Annotated in this window: 20 protein-coding genes and 1 riboswitch; of the genes, 4 read left to right on the plus strand and 16 right to left on the minus strand. The window is 54.5% G+C overall.

Features of this window, described 5'->3' with window-relative positions; all coding sequences use genetic code 11:
• The 3 genes from HRQ63_RS08890 to HRQ63_RS08900 all read right to left on the minus strand — a co-directional run bounded on the left by HRQ63_RS08890 (nucleotide 1) and on the right by HRQ63_RS08900 (nucleotide 2,988).
• Nucleotides 1-303 carry a Dabb family protein gene (locus HRQ63_RS08890; protein WP_172242094.1) on the minus strand — a complete coding sequence of 101 codons (303 nt, stop codon included), beginning with the start codon at nucleotides 301-303 and terminating at the stop codon, nucleotides 1-3.
• A 148-nt stretch (nucleotides 304-451) separates the two neighbouring features.
• Nucleotides 452-1,174: a queuosine precursor transporter gene (locus HRQ63_RS08895; protein WP_172242097.1), complete on the minus strand. Its 723-nt coding sequence runs from the start codon at nucleotides 1,172-1,174 to the stop codon at nucleotides 452-454.
• 413 nt (nucleotides 1,175-1,587) lie between these two features.
• Nucleotides 1,588-2,988, minus strand: coding sequence for an L-cystine transporter (locus HRQ63_RS08900; protein WP_172242100.1), 1,401 nt, complete (start codon nucleotides 2,986-2,988; stop codon nucleotides 1,588-1,590).
• 429 nt (nucleotides 2,989-3,417) lie between these two features.
• On the opposite strand from HRQ63_RS08900, the gene HRQ63_RS08905 reads away from it, so the two are divergent.
• Entirely contained in the window at nucleotides 3,418-5,106 is a 1,689-nt protein-coding gene (locus tag HRQ63_RS08905) for a methyl-accepting chemotaxis protein (RefSeq protein WP_172242103.1), read from the plus strand.
• A 137-nt stretch (nucleotides 5,107-5,243) separates the two neighbouring features.
• On the opposite strand, the gene HRQ63_RS08910 is transcribed toward HRQ63_RS08905, so the two are convergent.
• The 4 genes from HRQ63_RS08910 to HRQ63_RS08925 all read right to left on the minus strand — a co-directional run bounded on the left by HRQ63_RS08910 (nucleotide 5,244) and on the right by HRQ63_RS08925 (nucleotide 9,298).
• Nucleotides 5,244-6,122, minus strand: coding sequence for an ABC transporter ATP-binding protein (locus HRQ63_RS08910; RefSeq protein ID WP_172243414.1), 879 nt, complete (start codon nucleotides 6,120-6,122; stop codon nucleotides 5,244-5,246).
• A complete protein-coding gene (locus HRQ63_RS08915) occupies nucleotides 6,119-7,174 on the minus strand; it encodes a FecCD family ABC transporter permease (protein WP_172242106.1) in 1,056 nt (351 codons plus the stop codon). The genes HRQ63_RS08910 and HRQ63_RS08915 overlap by 4 nt, the downstream gene beginning before the upstream one ends.
• The gene (locus HRQ63_RS08920; RefSeq protein ID WP_229714147.1) at nucleotides 7,171-8,154 is read right to left on the minus strand and encodes an ABC transporter substrate-binding protein; all 984 of its coding nucleotides are present in this window, start codon (nucleotides 8,152-8,154) and stop codon (nucleotides 7,171-7,173) included. The genes HRQ63_RS08915 and HRQ63_RS08920 overlap by 4 nt, the downstream gene beginning before the upstream one ends.
• A 348-nt stretch (nucleotides 8,155-8,502) precedes the next feature.
• A riboswitch (cobalamin riboswitch) is annotated at nucleotides 8,503-8,762 on the minus strand.
• 347 nt (nucleotides 8,763-9,109) lie between these two features.
• Nucleotides 9,110-9,298, minus strand: coding sequence for a hypothetical protein (locus HRQ63_RS08925; RefSeq protein WP_172242109.1), 189 nt, complete (start codon nucleotides 9,296-9,298; stop codon nucleotides 9,110-9,112).
• 254 nt (nucleotides 9,299-9,552) lie between these two features.
• Between HRQ63_RS08925 and lplA the strand changes: the two genes are divergently transcribed.
• Both lplA and HRQ63_RS08935 read left to right on the plus strand, forming a co-directional pair.
• Nucleotides 9,553-10,557, plus strand: coding sequence for a lipoate--protein ligase (lplA, locus tag HRQ63_RS08930; RefSeq protein WP_172242112.1), 1,005 nt, complete (start codon nucleotides 9,553-9,555; stop codon nucleotides 10,555-10,557).
• A 30-nt stretch (nucleotides 10,558-10,587) separates the two neighbouring features.
• Entirely contained in the window at nucleotides 10,588-11,388 is an 801-nt protein-coding gene (locus tag HRQ63_RS08935) for a Cof-type HAD-IIB family hydrolase (RefSeq protein ID WP_172242115.1), read from the plus strand.
• A gap of 104 nt (nucleotides 11,389-11,492) precedes the next feature.
• On the opposite strand, the gene HRQ63_RS08940 is transcribed toward HRQ63_RS08935, so the two are convergent.
• From HRQ63_RS08940 to cysT, 9 genes are all read right to left on the minus strand, one after another.
• Nucleotides 11,493-12,599, minus strand: coding sequence for a hypothetical protein (locus tag HRQ63_RS08940; protein ID WP_172242118.1), 1,107 nt, complete (start codon nucleotides 12,597-12,599; stop codon nucleotides 11,493-11,495).
• Between the two features lie 218 nt (nucleotides 12,600-12,817).
• Nucleotides 12,818-13,156 (minus strand): hypothetical protein, encoded by a 339-nt coding sequence (locus tag HRQ63_RS08945; protein WP_172242121.1) that lies wholly within the window; start codon nucleotides 13,154-13,156, stop codon nucleotides 12,818-12,820.
• A 118-nt stretch (nucleotides 13,157-13,274) separates the two neighbouring features.
• On the minus strand, nucleotides 13,275-14,363 hold the full coding sequence (locus HRQ63_RS08950; protein WP_229714148.1) for a glycoside hydrolase family 88 protein: 1,089 nt from the start codon (nucleotides 14,361-14,363) through the stop codon (nucleotides 13,275-13,277).
• A gap of 260 nt (nucleotides 14,364-14,623) precedes the next feature.
• A complete protein-coding gene (locus HRQ63_RS08955; protein WP_172242124.1) occupies nucleotides 14,624-14,908 on the minus strand; it encodes a hypothetical protein in 285 nt (94 codons plus the stop codon).
• A 37-nt stretch (nucleotides 14,909-14,945) separates the two neighbouring features.
• Complete coding sequence (locus HRQ63_RS08960) at nucleotides 14,946-15,725, minus strand: MBL fold metallo-hydrolase (RefSeq protein WP_172242127.1); 780 nt, start codon at nucleotides 15,723-15,725, stop codon at nucleotides 14,946-14,948.
• Between the two features lie 519 nt (nucleotides 15,726-16,244).
• The gene (locus tag HRQ63_RS08965) at nucleotides 16,245-17,414 is read right to left on the minus strand and encodes a sulfate ABC transporter substrate-binding protein (protein WP_229714113.1); all 1,170 of its coding nucleotides are present in this window, start codon (nucleotides 17,412-17,414) and stop codon (nucleotides 16,245-16,247) included.
• A gap of 37 nt (nucleotides 17,415-17,451) precedes the next feature.
• Nucleotides 17,452-18,519 (minus strand): ABC transporter ATP-binding protein, encoded by a 1,068-nt coding sequence (locus HRQ63_RS08970; RefSeq protein ID WP_172242130.1) that lies wholly within the window; start codon nucleotides 18,517-18,519, stop codon nucleotides 17,452-17,454.
• Between the two features lies 1 nt (nucleotide 18,520).
• Nucleotides 18,521-19,318 carry a sulfate ABC transporter permease subunit gene (locus tag HRQ63_RS08975; RefSeq protein WP_172242133.1) on the minus strand — a complete coding sequence of 266 codons (798 nt, stop codon included), beginning with the start codon at nucleotides 19,316-19,318 and terminating at the stop codon, nucleotides 18,521-18,523.
• A gap of 3 nt (nucleotides 19,319-19,321) precedes the next feature.
• A complete protein-coding gene (gene cysT, locus HRQ63_RS08980) occupies nucleotides 19,322-20,155 on the minus strand; it encodes a sulfate ABC transporter permease subunit CysT (protein ID WP_172243426.1) in 834 nt (277 codons plus the stop codon).
• 409 nt (nucleotides 20,156-20,564) lie between these two features.
• Here cysT and HRQ63_RS08985 point away from each other — a divergent pair, with 409 nt between their 5' ends.
• Entirely contained in the window at nucleotides 20,565-20,966 is a 402-nt protein-coding gene (locus HRQ63_RS08985) for a secondary thiamine-phosphate synthase enzyme YjbQ (protein ID WP_172242136.1), read from the plus strand.
• Nucleotides 20,967-20,968: the final 2 nt, after the last annotated feature.

Genomic DNA, 20,968 nt, shown 5'->3' on the forward strand with positions numbered 1-20,968 from the left:
TTACTCGTACTCGACCAGATCGGTTTCCTGGAAGCTGCTTACTTTGGACTCCCAAATTTCGGCGACGTATTTCGCATGTACCGGATGAACATTGTACGCTTCGAAAGCCGCGCGATCCGCGAAGTTCATCGAGAATCCGTAATCATGATCATTTTTGGCGCTGACTTGGCGAAGCACCTTGAAATCTTGCACGCCTGGAATAACGGCCAACAGCTTTTTGCTTTCCCGCAAAAAAGCTTCCGCTTCCTCGTTATCCTTGCCCGCGTGCAGGGTGAACGTCACCATGTGGATGAATGCACTCATTTGCCGACTGCCTCCTTGGATCGATTAGATGGAATGCTGACGCGTCGCCGCGGCGATACGTACACGCCTCCATTTTACCACAATCGATAAGGAAGCCCTACCACTGTCGGCAAATCCGATTCGCATGATTCATGTTCTTGCCGAGTCTTTATTTGGATGCGATCGTCGGCAGACCCGAATCCGCTTCTACAGCAGGTACTTTGAACCCGCGTGCCCAGTAGAGCACCGGCGTGCCGGCTGCGGTAAGAATGAATTTGAACAGATACGTGGAGATGAACAATTGAATCCAGACGGAGAAGCCTCCATACTCGGGTCCGGTGAATGCAATCGCGCAGAAAATCAATGTATCGATAAAGGAACTGACAACCCCGCTTCCGTTATTGCGAATCCACAGTTGATTGGCCGAAGCGAAGCGACGGCGGATTCCCGCATACAGATAGACGTCGAGCAGTTGGCTGACCAGATAAGCCGCCAAGCTTCCGAGCGCCAGTCTAGGCAGCAGGCCGAACAAAGCTTGCAGCGGTTCTTGGGCAAAGTCGACTTCCGACGGACGGAAAGCCAGAACCATTTGCATGATGACCGTGGTCATGATCAGCATGAAAAAGCCGAACCAAACGGCTTTACGCGCGGCTTTGACGCCGTACCGTTCGTTGAGCAGATCGGTTGCCATATAGATGCTGACGTACATGGTATTGCCGAGCGTCATGGTGATGCCCAGCATATCGATCGTTTTGGCGACCTGGAGATTGGCGACGACCGTTGCGACGCCGACCCAGGCATACAGCCCTTTTTTACCGAAAAATTTGAAACAAAGCAGGAAAAACGCAAAATTGACCAGGACGAAAAAGACGCCCCACGTGAAATTGAACAAGGTGAATCCCCCTAGTTTTGGTATCGCGGGATGGTTACGAACCGCGTAATGGACGTTTTAGTCTACCATGAGGAAGAAGGTTTGGGAAGATCTTGTTTGGTTAAACCGCCGAAAAGCTGGGCTGCGGGAGAAATTGCCAGCATAGGCTTCCGAAGTGCATTTCTTCGAAATGCTTCACAAGGCGCTGTCTCACTCATAAAGCTTACAGCTTTACGAGTTCAAAGGCCCCTTTCACTGAATTTCTCCCTTCGCCACATCGGCTGGGGTAAACCAAGAAGATTTCGTGTAGGGGCAAGATTGTAGGTTAACAACTGCAAAAAAGCAGGATCTGCATGCTTCAATGCAGATCCTGCTTTTTTTAACCTCATCGTATGCACCTTATGCTGTGCAAACGGCTTTTCGCTTCATCCAAATCAAGCTTGCGCCGTTTCGAGTTCCGGGGTGTCGTTGGAGTCGTAGACGTCTTTGTCGAGTTCGCCCGTGACTTTGCCGGTTACGACGCCTGCGACCATGGAGTCGTTGACGTTCAGGGCCGTACGTCCCATGTCGATCAGAGGCTCGACGGCGATCAGGAGGCCGGCGAGGGCTACGGGCAGGTTCATGGTCGACAAGACGATCAAGGCTGCGAACGTCGCGCCGCCGCCTACTCCGGCTACGCCGAAGGAGCTGATCGCGACGACCGCGATCAAGGTCAGGATGAACGGCAGGTCGACGGTAACGCCTGCGGTCGGCGCGATCATGACGGCCAGCATGGCAGGGTAGATGCCTGCGCAGCCGTTTTGGCCGATCGTAGCTCCGAAGCTGGCGGACAGGTTGGCTACGCCTTCGGATACGCCGAGTTTTTTGCGCTGCGTTTCGATATTGAGCGGGATCGTGGCCGCGCTCGAACGCGACGTGAAAGCGAAAACGAGCGGAGAAACGACTTTTTTGGCGTAGGTCACCGGATTCAAGCCGAACAGCAGCAGGATAACCAGATGGATCACGAACATGACGATCAGCGCGACATACGAAGCGATCACGAATTCGCCTAGACGTATAATGCCGGCAGGCTCGGTCGTCGCCATCATTTTGGCGATCAGCGCCAGGATGCCGTAAGGCGTCAAGCGAAGAATCATCGTCACGATGCGCATCACGATCCCGTGTACCGCATTGACCATTCCGCGGAACGTCTCGGCCTGCTGCGCGTTTTTACGATCGAGGCCGAGCACGGCCAATCCGATGAAGGCGGAGAAGATCACGACCGCGAGCGTCGAAGAAGGTCTTGCTCCCGTCATGTCTTCGAACGGATTGGTCGGAATGAAGGATAAGATTTGCTGCGGCAGCGTCAAGCCTTCCACGTCGCCGAGACGCGTTTCCAACGCCGCGCTGCGATCCTGTTCCGCTTGGCCGCTTCCGTCGAGCAGATCGTTCGCATTCAAACCGAATGCCGTCGCCGACGCGATGCCGACCGCCGCGGCGATCGCCGTCGTCAATACGAGCGTCAGCAGGACGGATGCGCTGATCTTGCCGAGCTTTTTGCCGCCTTTGATATTCATGATTGCCGTGATGATCGAGACCATCACCAGCGGGATCACGATCATCTGAAGCAGACGGACGTATCCGTTTCCGAGCAGGCTGTACCAATCCATCGATTTCGCGACGACTTCCGAGTCGGCCGCGTAGATCCATTGCAGCGCGATGCCCAGCAAAATGCCGAGGCCGAGTGCGGTAAACACGCGTTTGCTGAACGAGACATGGCGCTTTTGCATCACATAAAGCAAAAAGGCCAAGCCTGCCAAAACGGCGATGTTCAAAATAACGAAAAAGGTCTCCAAAATTTACTCCCTCTTTTCTCTTTGTTTTCGAACAGTGGTCAACCTGTCTAATTTATGTAAGACTTTTTCAAATTCGTGAATCATAATACCATTATTCCGATCATTTTGATAGACTTATTTTTTGGATCTATAAATCGGTTTCGGCAAATGTCGGAAAATCAACGAAAATATTCGGAATTTGCGAAAAGAGCTTACATGAATCTGGTCAAATTTGGCTATGCTCATGTATGATAGGGATTAACCAAGCATAACTTCCGAACGTTACACCTGCTTTTTTCATTCTTCGGCCCTATTTCGCTTCACGTTATCATGAACTTTGGTCCCGGTTTCTCTTTTACATACCTTCAATACCCGGTTCCGTTCGCACGTAAGCCCAAGCGCCACGTTCAGGATTGCGTTTTGCTTTTCATAACGAAGGGGGAGCTTATTATGTTAAACCGTTCCATCAGCCGCAAAATCATCGTCTTGTCGGGAGCGATTATTCTTGTCGCGAGCCTGCTGCTGTGCGGGAGTTTTTTCTTCATATTCAATAATACCCTGCACAGCCGAATCATACCGGAATTCAGCAAAACGCTCGACCTCAGCGTTTCCGAGATTCAAGGAGGCATCGACCCAACGCAAGCAGGCATGGCCGCCAAAGCCAATGCGGCATCTTCGATGAAGCTGCAAACGTACCTCAACGATTCCGCCGCGGAATTCCGCCTCGAGAACGTTTATATCCTGAACATCCAAAACGAGGAAGCGGTAGTCGTGCTCGCGAGCAAAGGAGCCGAGATCGCGCCCGGAGACAAATTCCCGGTCACTCCGTATATGCAGCAGGCATTGAAAAACACCAAAGAAGCCGTAGTGACGCCGCTGAACACGAGCAGCGACGACGCTCAGCTTGAAGGTTATCTGGCGATCGCCGGCAGCACCATGCTCGTAGGCGGCACGTTGGACGCGAACTTCGTCACGGAAGTCACGCAGGCGATCCTTTGGACAAGCATCGCGATCACCGCGATCGTCATCGTGATCGGCGCGCTCGTGGCCGCGGCGGTCAGCCGCCGGATGACGAAGCCGCTCGGCCGATTGGTCAAGCATGCGCGTCTCGTAGCCGAAGGCGATCTTCAGGAAAATATCGAAGTGAAAGGTCGCGACGAAATCGCCCAACTGGCTTCGGCTTTCCAACAGATGACGAGCAATCTTCGCGGCATGATCGGCCAAGTGCTTGAAGCGACGGATCGCGTTAAAAGCGATTCGCTCGAATTGTCGCGCGGAATCGGTTTACTGTACGAAATCGGGGGCCAAACCTCTTCGTCGGCAGTCGAAATCGCGCAAAACAGCCAATCCGTAGCGACCAGCGCTGCCGAAAACGCCAAAGCGATGGAAGAAATCAGCGGCGGGATTCAACACATTGCCGAGTCCGCCGCCGAAGTCAATGAACAGATCGCCCGCGCTTCCGAGCAGGCCGTATCCGGCAATACGCTGGCCCAGCAAGCGGTCGGCCAGATGAACCGCGTTCAAGAGATTACGATCGAAGCCCGTTCCTATATCGAGTCGATGGGTTCGCGCTCCGACGAGATTACGGAAGTGCTGCAAGCGATCACCAGCATCTCCAAACAGATTCAAATGCTGTCGCTGAATGCTTCGATCGAAGCGGCACGCGCCGGCGAACACGGCCGAGGCTTCGCGGTGGTCGCGGACGAAGTTCGCAAACTGTCGGATCAGTCCCGCGAAGCGACAGGGAAGATCGAGCAATCGCTGTCCGCGCTGCGCGAAAATTCCGAACGCTCCGTTGCGGCGATCGGTTCGGTGCATCATGAGATCATGTCCGGCGCGGAAGCGGTACGCAGTGCCGGAGGCGCATTCGACGAACTGATGAGCCTGATGCAGCAGTTCAACCAATCCGTCCAGGAAGTATCCGCTTCGACCGAACAAGTCTCCGCCGGCAGCCAGCAGGTCACGGCATCCGTGGAGGAAACGGCCCGCATTACCGAACGCGTGCAGATGCGCGTGCTGGAAGTGTCCGAAGGCAGCACGCGCCAGGTCGAAGAGATGGAAAACTATGCGCGCACCGTCGGCGAGCTCACGCATCAGGCAGACGAGCTGGAAGAAACGGTCAGACGCTTCAAAATCTAATCGTCCGGTTCCGATCACCGGGATGAATAAAGAATTCGTGAAACATAACAAAAAGCCGGGGAAAGGGAACCCCGGCTTTTTGTTATTCAGGGCATGCATGCCCTGGAAAAACAGCGATTCGGCATAAACGCGGACGGTTATTCGGAACCGGGCCGCTTGCCGTTCTTCGCGGACTGTGCACGAAACAACATTTGCGGTACGCCGATCTCCTCATGCCCTACTCGGATCGGCGGCATTACCTCGTATAAGGCGCCTACGACCTCGGGCGTAAGCACTTCTTCCGGCCTCCCTTCCGCTACGCGCGCGCCTTCGCGAAGCAGCAGCAACCGCTGCGCATACTGCGCGGCCAGATTAAGATCATGCAGCACGGCGATGACGGTCAGCCCCTCTTCTGCCCGCCACTGCTGCACCAACTCCATAATGTCCAACTGATAATAAATATCCAGATACGCCGTAGGTTCGTCCAGCAGCAATACGTTCGGCTGCTGCGCCATAACCTGACCGAGCGCTGCGCGCTGACGCTGCCCGCCGCTCAATTCGTCCAATCGGCGAGATAACAGCTCAGTCAATGCAAGCCGCTCCGCGATCCGGGTCAACAGCGCTTGCGCAGCAGCCCCGTCGGGTTCGCGTCCAAAACGATCCCGGTAAGGAAAACGTCCCATCTCCAGCGCGTCTTTGACCGTGATCCCAAGCGGCGGCAGTCCTTCTTGAGGCAGCACGGCCAATTCCCGAGCCAACTCCCGCCGACCGTATTCGGCTAGAGGCCGCCCCTGTATGTTCACGCCGCCCGCCGAAGCACGCTCTGCTCCCGAGATCAGCCCCAACAAACTGGATTTCCCGCTTCCGTTAGGTCCGAGTATCACCCAAAATTCTCCCGGCTGAACGATCCAGTCCAACGGTTGAACGGCCTGCTTCCCTTCATAGGCACAAGCCGCTCCATGCAGCGAAACGGCAGGGGAAGCTTCGGAAGGCGGATTGTTTCGACGCTGCTGCTTTTTCGCACGACTTCTTTTCATCCAGTCCACGATCCGTACCCTCCTTTCCCGCGTTTGCTTCGTTGAAGCAATAACGCAAAGAACGGCGCTCCGGCAAAAGCCGTGATCACGCCCAGCGGAATTTCCGTCCCCCCGAGCAAAGAACGAGCCAGCGTATCCGCCCACATCAGGAATAAGGCTCCGCCCAGCGCAGACAAAGGTACGAGCAGCCGATAATCGGGTCCGGCGATCAACCGAATCATATGAGGCACGATTAATCCCACAAACCCGATGACGCCCGATACCGATACCGCGGCAGCCGTGACAAGCGTCGCTACCAGCAATACGGTCATCTTGGTTCGTTCCGTGTTCAAGCCCAACTGCCCGGCGCGACGCTCTCCCAATGCGAAAAGATTCATAGCCCCTGCGTTTGCCCACAAGAACATTCCGCCGATCAGCACGTAAGGCAGCAGCACCAACGAATAGCTCCAACCTCTAAGATTCAAGCTGCCCATCGTCCAAAACAAAATTTCGTTGACCGGGCGATCCGACAAGGCCGACAGAAAGGTGACGATCGCGCCGAGAAAAGATTGCATGACCACGCCTGCCAAAAGCAACCCGTAAATCGGCAGCTTCCCCCGATCCCTGGCTAACGCCAAAACGATTGCCAGCGTAAGCGCTCCGGTGACGAATGCGGTCAACGGCAGCGTCCACTGCCCGAGCAATGCCGTTCGCAATCCGAAAAAGATAATCAGTGCCGCGCCCAGCGAAGAACCCGACGAGACGCCCAACGTAAAAGGATCGGCCAGCGGGTTGCGCAGCACGCCCTGGAAAGCGGCTCCGGCCACGGCCAACGCAGCGCCGACCAAAGCCGCCAGCACGATGCGCGGCAGCCTGACTTTCAATACGATCTGCGCTTCTCCCGCGTCCCAAATCCGAGGAAACCATTTCCCTATTCCGGGCAGTTCATGCATCAGGATAGAAAAGATTCGCCCGGCAGGCAGCTCGACCGATCCGATCCGAAGCGTAAAGATCAAACTGAGGAGAAGCAGTAAAACTCCCGCTCCTCCGTAACCGCCCAGTCTGCGAATCATTGCAAAGCATCAGGGTAGATCGCGTTAAAGACTTCGATCAGCCCTTCCGACAAACGAGGACCCGGACGACTGACCAAATTATCGTCGATCGCAAACAATTGGTCATTTTCCACGGCCGCGATCGCTGCCCAACCGCTGCGATCCTTGATCGTCTTCGGATCAACCGAAAGTTGGCTGTACAGGATCACGTCCGGATCGGCCTGAATGACCGCTTCCGCGTCCACCTCGCTCCAACCGGTCGTCGCTTCGGCCGCGTTGATCGCACCCGAGGCACTAATCAGCTCGTCCATGAATTCCCCTTTGCCGACGGTCCAACCCGGCGAAAATTCCAGGTATACCGTTTTGCGGTCCGCTTCGTCGATCGAAGCTGCCGCGGTACGAACCTTCTCCATATCGGCACGCATTTTGTCCGTTACGTCTTTCGCTTCCGCCTGCCGGTCCGTGATCTCGCCGTACGTCGCGATGTCGTTAATCACGTCTTCCAACGTATCCGGATTGAATTTGAACACGCTCAGTCCCAAGCCGCGCAGGGATTCGACCGTGGCGTCGTCCGTAACATCGGCGACGAATACGATATCCGGCTGCGCCGCGACGATCGCCTCCGTATTCAATTCAAACCCGCCCATCTTCGGCTTGGACTTGGCGGCATCCGGATAATCGTCGTTATCCGACACGCCCACGATCTGCTCGTCCAATCCCAACGCGAACAATGTTTCCGTCTCCGACGGCGCCAGCGATACGATTTTGGCAGGAGCGGCGTCAAACGTCACCTCGGTTCCCGTCGCATCGGTCAACGTCAACGGATAAACGGTTTGGCTTGCGGCTTCGACGGCTTCCGTCGTGTCAGCCGCCTCTGCCGGAGCCTGTTCGGCCGTTTGCGTTTCGGTCTCGGTCGGCTCCGGAGCCGCAACCGATTGGCTTTGTCCGCATGCCGCAAGACTCAATGCCAGCAGCAAAGCCGCCGTACCCGTCAGCAGCATTCGGCCGAATCGATGCGCCGGAGCCGGACGCTTGCCTGAATTCAACCTTTCGTTTTGCATCGGATCTGCTTTTTCCTGCCCGGCGAATTCATTGCTGTTTTCTTCTAAACCCGTCTTCATCTTCACGTTTCCCCCTTTTGATTCGACTTCGGGTACAGCCTTCGTTTTCCGTCTGACTCAGCGTCTGTCCCCGCCAATCGAAACAAAAAAAGCCCTCCCGGGCCGCAGCCTGCGAAGAGAGCTTCATTCGGACGCACGCCAACAAGAGCCCGTGCCCTGCTTCAAAAAAGCGGGCGGACCGAAAATCGGCGTACGTGCGTGGAGCGCTCTTTCCGCGAAGAACCGGACCGGCAACGGGTCTGCGAGGCAGGTCTCCTGACTCCACGGGCCGATCGACATATCCAATACCTTTAGCGTTGATAAGGTACTATAAATGCGTTGCCGCACCTATGCGATGATCGATCAGATTAAACGGAATCCGCCTTCTCGCACGCTTTCGGCGCGCAATGGCTTTTGGATTCCACCCGTGTTACAGTGGCGGGACCGTGCCGGATTTGCACCGGCTTCCCTTTTAACCCCGGCAGCGATCCGGACTTCGTTTGGTTATTCGCCAAAAGTTCGGTTCGGCCGCTCGGGACCTCGACAGCTGTACGTTTATGAAATCGTGAAGGTCCGTTTATCGGAACCTCGTCCCCCGATTATAGAGGATTGCCCGCAGACGCACAATACGGACAGCCTTGCATAAACAGCATAAAAAAACCGTTTTGCGACTCTCCTGATAGATTGTCAACTCTTAATCAGAGGTTTACGTCCGGCTGAAACGCACACGCTTTAGGTGCGATTTAGACGAGCGTAACCTTACCATTATGGTTGACAGGCTATTACTTTTGGAGTCCCGCAAAACGGTTTTTGCGAATATCGTCAAAAGTCGGGTTACAGCGTCCGCTCCATGTTGCTACTTGCGCATATTTTGAGTGTCTTTAAGCCTATTTTGCTGATCTTGCATTTGATCCTTGGTGGCTTCGATTCCTTCGGGAATAGATTTACCGGTTCCCTCCACCTGATTCTCGACAAAACCTTTCAACTGTCCGCCATGCTCGTTTTCCTTTTTCCGGTCAAGCAGTTCTTTGGCTTTTTCGTCCATTTTCGTTCAACCTCCTATGCGCTGTCCGCTTCCCGCGTCCGTCGCCTATTGGTGTTGGGTGAAGATAGTTATGTATTACCCTCTCGCATCTTCTCAAACCAATAACATCCAAATTTCTGCCGCAACTCCGCTTTCAAATTAAAAAGTCCGGTTTTCCGCCCCGTAATCTTTCTTCGGCACTGGTCTTCCCCGATTTGTATGGTTTACAATGATAAAGGCGAATCTATTACTTTGTCAAAACGGGAGGCCATACCATGCTGTTTATCGACAATCAGGGCATCAATGATCCGCGGATCAACCTGGCCATCGAGGAATTCGTGCTGCGCCATCTGCCGATGGACGGCGACAGCTACTTGCTGTTCTACATCAACGAACCGTCGATCATCATCGGCAAGCATCAGAACACGGTCGAAGAGATCAATGCGGAATACGTCAAAGAAAACGGTATCCACGTCGTGCGTCGGCTGTCCGGCGGCGGCGCGGTCTACCATGACCTGGGCAACCTGAATTTCAGTTTCCTGACCCAAGATGACGGTCAGTCGTTCCACAACTTCCGCAAGTTCACGCTGCCGATGACCGAAGCGCTGCGCGAACTGGGCGTCGAAGCCGAGCTGTCGGGCCGTAACGATCTTCAAGTCGGGGAAAAGAAAATCTCGGGCAACGCCCAGTTTTCCACGCGCGGACGCATGTTCAGCCACGGCACGCTCATGTTCGACTCCGAACTGGACAACGTGCATTCGGCTTTGAAAGCGAACCCGGAGAAATTCAAGTCCAAAAGCACGAAATCGGTCCGCAGCCGCGTCGCCAACATCTCGGAGTTCATGAACGAGAAGCTGACGATGCAGGAATTCAAGGACAACATCCTGCGCCACATTTTCAAGGTCGAGCCGAATGAAGTGCCGCAATACGTATTGACCGAAGACGATTGGAAAAAGATCCGCGAAATTTCGGAAGAACGTTACCGGAATTGGGATTGGAACTACGGCCAGTCGCCGGCATATAACGTCAAGCACGCGAAAAAATTCCCGGTAGGCATCATCGATCTGCGCATGGACGTGAAAAACGGCCATATCGAAGATATCACGATCTTCGGCGATTTCTTCGGCGTGGGCGATGCGTCCGAAGTGGCGGATCTGCTTCGCGGCAAGCGCTACGAGGAATCCGAAATCCGCGCCGCGCTCGAAGGCGTGAACCTGAAGCATTATTTCGGCAACATCGAGACGGAAGACTTTATCGGACTCGTGTTCTTGGAAGACTAAAAAAATACAGATCGAAACAGGAGAGAAACCATGACTTACAAATTGATTGCTATCGACATCGACGACACGCTGATTAACGACGACAAACAGGTGACGCCCGCGACTCAAGCTGCTCTGGAGCAAGCGGTTGAAGCAGGCGTCGTGGTGACGCTGGCAACCGGACGCGCTTACGCTTCCGCGAAGCAGCTTGCCGCTCAAACCGGATTGAACGTGCCGATCATCACGTATCAAGGCGCACTCGTGAAAAACCTGCTCGACGGCAAAGTGCTGCTGGAGCGTCACGTTCCGGTCGAAGCCGCGCTCAAACTGGGCAAATACTGCCTGGAAAATAATCTTCATCTGCAAACGTATATCGACGATAAGCTGTACGCGCGCGAAGAAAACGAAAAGCTGGTCGCTTACGCCCAGTTGAACAATACGCAATTCTACCTGGAGCCTGATTTCGAAAAGCTGTTCTCGCAGCCGACTCCGAAAATGCTGATCATCGACGATCCGGCGTTCCTCGACGAATTGGCGCCGAAGCTGCACGAATTGCTTGGCGACCAAGTGCATATTACCAAGTCGAAGCCGCACTTCCTCGAAATTATGCACCGCGAAGGAACAAAAGGACATGCGTTGGCATTCCTGGCCGACTACTTCGGCTGCACGCTGGAAGAATGCATCGCGATCGGCGATTCGTGGAACGATCACGAAATGCTCGAAGCCGCGGGTCTCGGCGTAGCGATGGGCAATGCCATCGAGCCGCTGAAAGCGATCGCCGACTTTATCTCGACCGGCAACAACGAGGACGGCGTGAAAGTCGTGATCGATAAGTTCGTGCTGAATAAGTAAAACGGACTCCGCATAACCGAAAAATAGCTCCGCATACGACAAATCCCGGAAGCGATAGGCTTCCGGGATTTTTTTCATGCTTACCGATCCTCAACCGCCTCGCGTCAATAAATGCTGAACGAATGAATCGGTTCTCCGTCGTATTCGTAGCGGAACACGAGTAAAGCGTGTTTCCAGCGGTAGAGCATCACGTAGCCGCCTTCCAATTCATCCTCGTATTCTTCTTGCGGGGTTCCCAGCCATTCCTTGACTTGATGAGTCCGCATGAACGTGCCATTCAACCGGGTAGTCAGTTCCCCGACCCGCGCATGGGCAGGGATTTTGCCTTGATCCATATAATCGTCGAATCCGACCCACAAGTTTCCGTAACCGAAATAACCGCCCCATTCGCCGTTTTCGACTTGTTTGGGACTGCCCATGATCGAACGGACCTGTTTTTCCGTCATGCCGATCTTCACCTGGGGTTTACCGTGGAGGGCGTGCTTCAAGGCGGACTGCTTGATCGAATCAAGCAGCGCATGCGCGCCTTGTCCGGTCGGCCAAGCATTGGACGGGGCATACAAATCGTCGGCATGCCGAAGCTTCAACTGTTTGAGATCAAGCTTGTAGGTATCGAACCGGTAACGGCCCGAAGAATTGTCGTAAACCCGTGTCTGCATCCGATCGCCGCTTAACCCTCTCATTGCGTTTTTCGGAGCAGCCGCCGTTTCTTTGCCCCAAACTTTGCCGTTTCCGTCGGCAACGTCGAGAGAATGCAGCGTTCCTCCGGTAATCACGAACCCTTGGATCAAATTCACGTCGGAACTTGCGGCTTCGGACAGAAATACCAAATCAGGCCGGTTCTTGCCGTCTCCCGGCAATCGGAAGCTTTCATTGCGCGTGGCGTTGAACGAATAGAAATTCAGATTGACGTTTTGCACGCTTCCCGTCTTTTTCCCGCTTTTCAACAATGCCGCCCGGTACGTTCCCGAATAAACGACATCTCCCGCGTTCGCTCCGGCCCACGCTCCATCCTGGGTCGTTACCGTTTTTTTCTCATCGGCCGCGAACAGGTACAAAGTATACAGCTGCTTTTTGTCGTCCCGCATCGGGAAATACAAACGGCTGATCGATTTCAGCTTAGCCGCGTCAATCGTCGTGCCTGCCGCTTCGGCTCGCTCGCCGGGCCAAGCAGCGAATGCCGACAGTCCGAGTATCAAACTCAATACCAAGGCAATAACCCGTATTCCTTTACGTTTTTTCGCACCCGTTGGAAACGCCGAATGCCCCGCCTGTCGTTTTTCCCTCATTCTGTTCAATCCCCTCTATGTATGCTCACTCTATTCCTCTAACCTATCAGCTTACCATATTCGTGCAAATCAGAAGTGTTTTCACATAAAAAAAGCCCGAAAGCCTTTTGGCTCCGGACTTGCTGTATCTTTTACCGCGATTACCGGGACACGGAGCTGCTTTTGCTTTTCCGGCCGCCGTACAGGCGGATCGCCCAAGCCGCAATCGCCCAGCCCAGACTTACGGCCATCAACGGGAACATCGCCAGCAAAGGAATGTCGATCATCGCTCCGATGTAGTCGGGGTTGGCCAACTGATAAATCCACCCCGGCAAGGTTGCCAAAAGGCCGATCGCAAGCAGCACGCCGCAGCTGATCCAGGCGCGACGAGAGAAACGCATGGCCGCCGCAATCAAAGCCAGCAATATGAGCAGTTCCCCTATCCAAATCAAGCGAAACAACGGATCGGGAAACGCTTCGGCAGGGTTGATCAACCACATTGCCTCTTCTCCCCTTCCTTATGATTCTATTCTTGTTCGGACTACGCAGCCTTTTGCTCGGATCTCCCTAAAAAAGCTGCATGTGCGAATGTCTACGCGGATTCGGATCGCTGACCATTCAAGCTTTCCCCGTTTTTTCAAAGAACCCCGGGTATCCGCGCAGCTTGGCCAGCGCTTCCGCAAAGAAATAATCGCCGTAAATGATCGGAACGTTCAAGTGACGACGCTCGGGATAATGGACGGTTCCTTTTACCAACAATCCTTCTTCGTGGTCGGGCGTCGAAAAATTCCGATACAAACCATGCAGCAAACCTGATGCCGTTTCCCGGTAAAATGCTCCGCGGGACGAGTGACGCGCCAACTCTAACAAACCGCTTGCCGCAATGGCTGCCGCGGACGAATCCCAGGCGACGCGATGGTCTTCGGCGGCACGGAAATCCCAAACCGGAACGATATCCCGGCCGAGCTGCTCCAAGAAAAAGTCCGCTATGCCTTCGGCAGCCGCTAAATACTGAGGTTTGCCCGTATAGCCGTAGGAAAGGGCAAATCCATGCAGTGCCCAGGATGTGCCGCGCGCCCAAGCCGATCCTTCCGCAAACCCTTGTCCGCCGTGTTCCTTAAGCTTCATCCCCGTCTCGGGATCAAACTCGATCGCGTGGCAAACCGAGCAGTCATGCCGAACGAAGTGCTTCAATACCATATCCGCATGCAGCATGGCGACTTGTTTGAAACGCGGGTCCTGCGTCTCTTCCGAGGCCCAATACAGCAGCGGCAGATTCATCATGCAGTCGATAATCGCGACGCCGCGCGTGTCCATATTTCGTCCTTCGAAGTTCCAAGCACGGATAAAATGGCCTTGAACATTGAAGCGCGCCAGGAGCAGATTCGCAGCTAGCAGCCCGCGACGGCGCGATTCGCGATCGGCGTTCAATTTGTAATTGGCGACGCCCGTCGGCAGCCATAAAAACCCGAGATCATGATCGACCTGTTCCGGATCGCGCAGCACCTGCTCCAACTGCCTCTCGCATTCATCGGCAATTTGGCTCAGCCGTTCGTCCGCCGCATCCTGTTCGATCAGGCGCAGAATGCCCGGCCAAAATCCGGCGGTCCACCAACCGGGCGACTCTTGATCGTAACGCCCGTTCGGCGCCGCGTGCGGGAAGGAAGCTCCGATTCGCTCGGCTAACTTTTGCGTCTTTTGCATCATATGTTCCCAAGCTTCGTCTACCCATGGGTCTTTTGATGAATCGGACGAAAGAGCAGCTTCGAATTGAGGATCCTTGGACCGACCGGCCATGCGCGGGTCCACTTCTCCGATCGTCGTACCGATATGCGCGTCCGGCCGCTCGCCGAAGAAGGCGCGGGAAGGAGTGGACCTTTCTTCGGCAGAGGAATCGTCTCTGAGATTTGTCGCTTCCTCCGCCGAGCTTCCATCCGGCTGCTTTTGTTCGTTTTTTCCCATCCCGCTTACTCCGTATCTTCGGTCGGCCGATCAAACGTTTTCCGGCTTGCGTCTTCTTCGTCGTGCTCGTTTTGGAAAGCTGCAGCCGCTTCCGCCATGCGGGGATCGACTTTTCCGGGCGTCGTGCCTTCATGGAAGTCCGGCCGTTCGCCGAGAGGCGTTTCTTCTTCGGCATGGGTAGGATGCATGGAGCCGTCGTCTCTGAGGTTGGTAGGATCATCTTCCGTCGGATCGATTCTTTCTTCCAAAGGATCATTCGTGTGCGTATTCTTCTTCTCGTATTCGGTCATGTTCATATCCCTCCGTAAATCGAATTGAGTTGCTTTTTCATGTTCCCAACTTTACCCGAAGCCCGGTTCTGGCTGCCGATACGTGCTCAGGAAGATCGGACAAAAGATTCAGATCGACGTCATGCGACATATGGGTATAAATCGCATGTTTCGGTCGAACTTCCCGCAGCAATTCTGCCGCTTCGCGCATATCGTATACCGAACGCGTCGAATATTCTGCGTCTTCTTGGACGAAGCTCGTTCCAAGCACCAGCAGATCGGCATTTCGCATCGGCTCGATCTCCTCTGCGGACAGCCCGATCGAGTCGGGACAGTACACCCAGGAGAAGGCTTCTTTTTCTAACCTATATGCATACGAATACCCGTTCTTGCCGTGATTGACCCTCCAACCTGCAATCGACCAACCGCCCAGCATCAACCCGGGCTCCACTCGGATCAGCTCCAAATTGCGCTCCAGCCACGGATATCGATCCTCGATCGCTTCCAATACTTCGCCGGGAGCGTAAAGTTTTCCTTGCGTTCCCGTCCAACGACATTGATCCGCCCACTCCGGCAGCCCGCCGATATGATCGAAGTGGGGATGCGTGACCAAAATGGTATCCACCGTCCGAATACCTCTTGCCTCCATCTGCACCCGCCAATCCGGCCCGCAGTCGATCAAAAACCGCCGTTCCCCGTCTTCTACCGACACCAGTGAACGCAGCCGCCGATTAACTCCGGTTGCTCTCGCCTCCTCGCACACGGTGCAGTCGCAGTACACCCGAGGAACTCCCATCGCGTCTCCGGTCCCCCAAAAAACCAATTCGTCTTCCGCCATTCTTCTCACCTTTCCGCTGCATGCTGTCTGATATTGTTCAAATTATAACCCAAATTCTCCTCCGTAAAAAAGTTCGCGATCTTTTAAGATCCTATTCGTTGAACGAACAAAAGGACGGAGAGAGAAATTCGTTCAAGACGCTGTCTCAGTCATAAAGCCTACGGCTTTACGACTTCAAAGGCGTCTTTCACTGAATTTCTCTCTCTGCCCTGCGTTGATTTGTTCTGAAAAGAATAAGGGCTTTTTTAGGGAGCATGAAAAAAATTCGTAAGTTAAAAATATTAAAAAAACATCGGATTTACATTATGAACGTAAACCCGATGTTTTCAGATATCGCTTCCCCTGGTGCCTCTAAATTAAAAAAACGGTGCAAAGCAAAACACCGTTCGCTTTTCCCTTCCCTAAAAAAAACGCGGACGATCGAACACGGCGCGGTGATTTCGAATTGAGCGACTTTCGGCTTTCCGCCAGGAAAACGAGCCTAAGCGAAAGTCGAAATCACCGCGCCGCGCCCCCCGTTCAGATCCCCGCCAACACCTGATACCATATTCCCCGTTTCGAATAAAGCGTTTCTCGAACTTCGCTCCAGCCGCCCAAATATTTGATATCGAACAATCCCGGCGGGACCGGATAATCTTGCTCGAATTTCGCGTACACGGCTTGATCCGTAGGTCGGAATCCGTTTTCCGCGAAAACCTGTTGAGCTTCTGACGACCATAGGAAATCGAGAAACGCTTCCGCGACTTCGCGCGTGCCGTGCTTGTCCACGTTGGCGTCGACGACGACGGCCGGATTTTCGATCAGGATCGTATCGTCCGGCACAACGATTTCATATTTCGCGCCTTGCTTGATCCGTGCGACCAATTCGTTCTCATAGGTTACGAGCGCATCGCCGACGCCATATTCGAATGCTGCCATCGATGCGCGTCCGCTTTTATCCAAAGACTCGATATTGGCGTGCACGGACTCCAAAAATTGCTTGGCGAATGCCGGATCTTTTTGCCCCGTTTCGCGTTCTGATTCTTTAAGGCCCGCTCCGTAGATCGCATTGATGTCCCACTGCGCGCCGCCGGACGTTTTCGGATTCGGATACAGGACTTTAACGCCCGGCTTTGCCAAGTCGGCAAAGCTTTTGAGGCCAAGAGGATTACCTTCGCGAGTACCGATGACGGCAACCGAACGGGTAATCATGCCGCCGTCAGGCTTTTCTTTCCAGTTTTCGCTCACCAGCCCTGCTTTGGTCAGCTTGTCGATATCGCCTTCGAGCGACAGCAAGGTCACATCGGCTTCGAAGCCCCCGACGATCGCGCGAGCCTGCGTACCCGACGCTTCGTACGACTCTTCGAAGGTAACGGTCTGCCCCGTTTCTTCTTTCCACTTTTGCTGGAATAACGGAATAATGTCCTGTACCGAGTCTTTGACCACGCTGTACGCACCGATGACTAACGTCACATCGCCCTGCTGAGCGGTACCTCCAACGCTTTCCGCCGTGCTTTCGCCCGGGCCGCAGCCAACCAGTAAGGAAACGAGCAAGGCCAAAGATGCCGCGACAGCCGATAAGCGTTTGAGCTTTCCTGCTTGTCCCGATTTCGACGTACCGTTCGGCGTGGTGGCAGCTCTCTGTAACGAAAGGTACCGATCAGGCTCGACTATTGCGGCATACATGCGCTTTTCATGTCCGCTTTCCATCTTTTTCACACCCTTGCTGAATAGTGTTCTGCCGCAATCAGATCATCATGGACATCGGATCGACTTTGAAGCGATTTTCCGCGATCCAGCTGCGTTGTTCGTTATACAGATAAGCCCGATGCACCATGACGCGAACCGGGTCACCAACCTGCAAAGGCTCTTTTTCCAGCGAACGATACGTAATCAGCGTCTGATCGCCGACCTTGACTTCAACCAGCCATTGGCTGCCGCGGAAATGCAAATGATGCACGACGCCTTCTTCGGTAGCGGAGAGCAACGGGAACTCGCTTGGGCGTCCGACTTCGACATATTCCGGACGAATCAGTGCTCTTGTCCCCGCCGTTTCGGCAGCGCGATCGAATCCGTGCAGCTTCACCGCGTGCTCCACTTGAGTCGATTCCCCGATAAACGAAGCCACGAACGGCGTAGCCGGTTCTTTGTAAATATCCCACGGCGTGCCTTTCTGCTCGACTTGTCCCTGACTGATGACCATGATTTCGTCGGCTACCTCGATCGCTTCGTCCTGGTCATGGGTGACGAAGATCGACGTGATGCCTACGCGCTCGATCAATTCCCGCAGCCATGAACGCAGCTCCTGCCGAATTTTGGCGTCGATCGCCGCGAACGGCTCGTCGAGCAGCAGCAATTGCGGCTCCGGCGCAAGCGCTCGGGCAAAGGCTACGCGCTGACGCTGACCGCCGGACAACTGCTGCGGATAACGCTGCTCGAAGCCTTTTAACCCGGTCAGCTCGACCAGTTCCATGACGCGTTCGCGGATCTGCGCTTTCGGCGTTTTTTGGACTTTCAAGCCGTATGCGATATTTTCGAATACGTTCATATGCTTGAACAATGCGTAATTCTGGAATACGAAGCCGATGCCCCGCTCCTGCGGCGGAAGCTCGTTGACCACTTTGCCGTGAAAAAGAATCTCGCCCGCATCCGGACTTTCCAGTCCCGCCAGCATGCGCAGAATCGAGGTTTTGCCGCCGCCGCTCGGGCCGAGCAGGCCGATCAGGTGCCCTTTTCGAATATTGAACGAGACGTCTTTTACCGCATGGAAACTGCCGAAATGTTTATCGAGTCCGCGGACCTCCACATGCTGCATATCAGTGCACTTCCCTTCTTTTCTTCGTCCATTCCATCAACAGCAGCAGACCCGCCGAGAACGCCGCCAGAATGAGCGCAATCCCGCCTGCCGCCGCGATGTTGAAGTTCTCCACGTCCTGATACACAAGGGTTGTCGCGGTCTGCGTTCGGTTGATGATATTGCCCGATACGACGAGTACTGCTCCGAATTCGCCCATCGAGCGCGCTATGGTCAATACGGCACCGTAAGCTACGCCCCAGCGGATCGAAGGCCAGGTTACGCGGCGAAACGTCGTCCATCCGTACGCGCCCAGCGTTGCCGAAGCCTGCTCCTGATCGTCGCCGATTTCTTCGAGCACCGGCATGATCTCGCGCACCATCAGCGGAAACGTCACGAACAGCGTCGCGATGACCATTCCGGGGAACGCATAGACGATATTGACTCCGATTTTTTCGAAAAAAGCCCCGATTGCCGTATCCGGTCCCACCAGCAGTACGATCATGAGACCGCCGATAACGGGAGACACGGCGTACGGCAGATCAACGATGCTGTTCATGACGCTGCGAAGTCTGCGGCCGAGCCATTTTCCCCGCACGAGATACAGCGCCGTCATGATGCCGAACACGCCGTTCAGCACAGTCACGCACAGCACGACCAATCCGGTCATCATCAGAGCATGCAGCGCTTCCGGCCGACTGATCGATTCGACGAAGCCCGACCAACCGTCAGCGAACGCGCTTTGCGTCATTTTGACCAGCGGAGCAACGAGCAGGATCGCGAACACGAAATAAGTGAGGATAATCCATAATTTTTTCATCGGTTAGGCTCTCCCTCCCCGCCGCTGTACCCGGTTAATGAACCAAAGAATGAGAAGCGATAAGGTCAGCAGCAATACCGATACGGCAGCCGCGCCCAGATTGTTGTCGCTCTCGACTTCGCCGTAAATAAAAACGGAAGCGGTGAGCGTTTTGGCCGGAATATTGCCCGCGACCAGCACGACCGCGCCGAACTCCGCCAACGCGCGGGAGAATGCCAGCATCGCTCCTCCGGCGATACCCGGCGCAATCTGCGGCAGAATGACCCGGAAAAAGGTCGCCGCGCGCGATGCCCCCAGCGTGTACGAAGCTTCTTCGGCGGACGCGTCCATCTCTTCCAGCAGCGGCTGGATCGCGCGGATCACGAACGGAAACGTGACGAATACCATCGCGATCACGATTGCCGGCTGATGGAACACGATATCGAAGCCCAGCTTTTCCGCCATCCCGCCTACCCAGCTGTTCGGTCCGAGCAGCAGCAGGATCATCAGTCCTCCTACCGCGGTCGGCAGCGCGAACGGCAGATCCACCAGGCTGTTGAGTACCGTTCGCCCGTAAAAGCGGTAACGCACCAGCACCCAGGCGATCATCGTCCCGATCAGCACATTGATGACGGTCGCGATCAGCGCAAGCTTAAGCGTGAGCAGTACCGCTTTCCAGGCGATCGGGTCGGAGATGCTTTCCCAAAACGGCGCCCAGCCGTCGGTGAAGGCATAAACGTACACGCCCGCGATCGGAAGGACAATCAATACAACGAAATACAGCAGGACCGTCGTACGAAAACCGTAGGTCCAACCTTTGTGACGCAGCCATGACGTTTGCACCGGATCTTCCTCCAATTTGGAGACTTGCACGAAGGATAACGATTGCGTTATTTTCGCCGGAAGTCTCATCGCATTATTCCCATTAGTCTAGTCGGTTTAACTTACTGCATAATGTATCAGGGTTAACGAACAGCGTCAATACGCTTTTTCTCAAAACGGAATAAATGGGAGGGGAACGATTGCGCGGCGCCGGGAGCGTGTTTCGACCTGCGCTTCGTTGTGCTTCCCAAGTACAAAGGCGCTTCGGTTCGAAACACGCTCCCGGCTGGGGGAATCGGAGAGAAAGATGGGTAATAAAAAGAAAAGAGCGACAAAGCAAAAGCGATAAAGGACAGGAATAAAAGATTGGAACGAAAAGTGGTTCAAGTTGAATAGCGGCAGAATTTTTATAGGTGAAAATACGATCGGTCAAGGAGGAAAAAATATGTTACATACGCTAAAATTGTCGACATCGAAACGGGACGAGATTGTGGACATTACGCCGCAGGTGCGGGAAGTCGTACGGCAAAGCGGGGTTGAGAACGGGATCGTGATGGTGTATTGTCCGCATACGACGGCCGGGATCGCGATTAACGAGAATGCGGATCCGGATGTGAAAAAGGATATTTTGATGATTCTCGATGAGGTGTATCCGTGGGAGCATCCCAAGTATCGGCATGCGGAGGGAAATACGGCTGCGCATCTGAAGGCGATTACCTGCGGCTCGTCGCAGACGATTATTATTGACGGCGGGCGGTTGGTGTTGGGGACTTGGCAGGGCGTTTACTTTTGCGAGTTCGACGGACCGCGTTCTCGGACGTTTAAAGTAAAGGTTATGCAGGGATAGAT

This window comes from Saccharibacillus endophyticus (assembly GCF_013185185.1).
GTDB classification, from domain to species: domain Bacteria; phylum Bacillota; class Bacilli; order Paenibacillales; family Paenibacillaceae; genus Saccharibacillus; species Saccharibacillus endophyticus.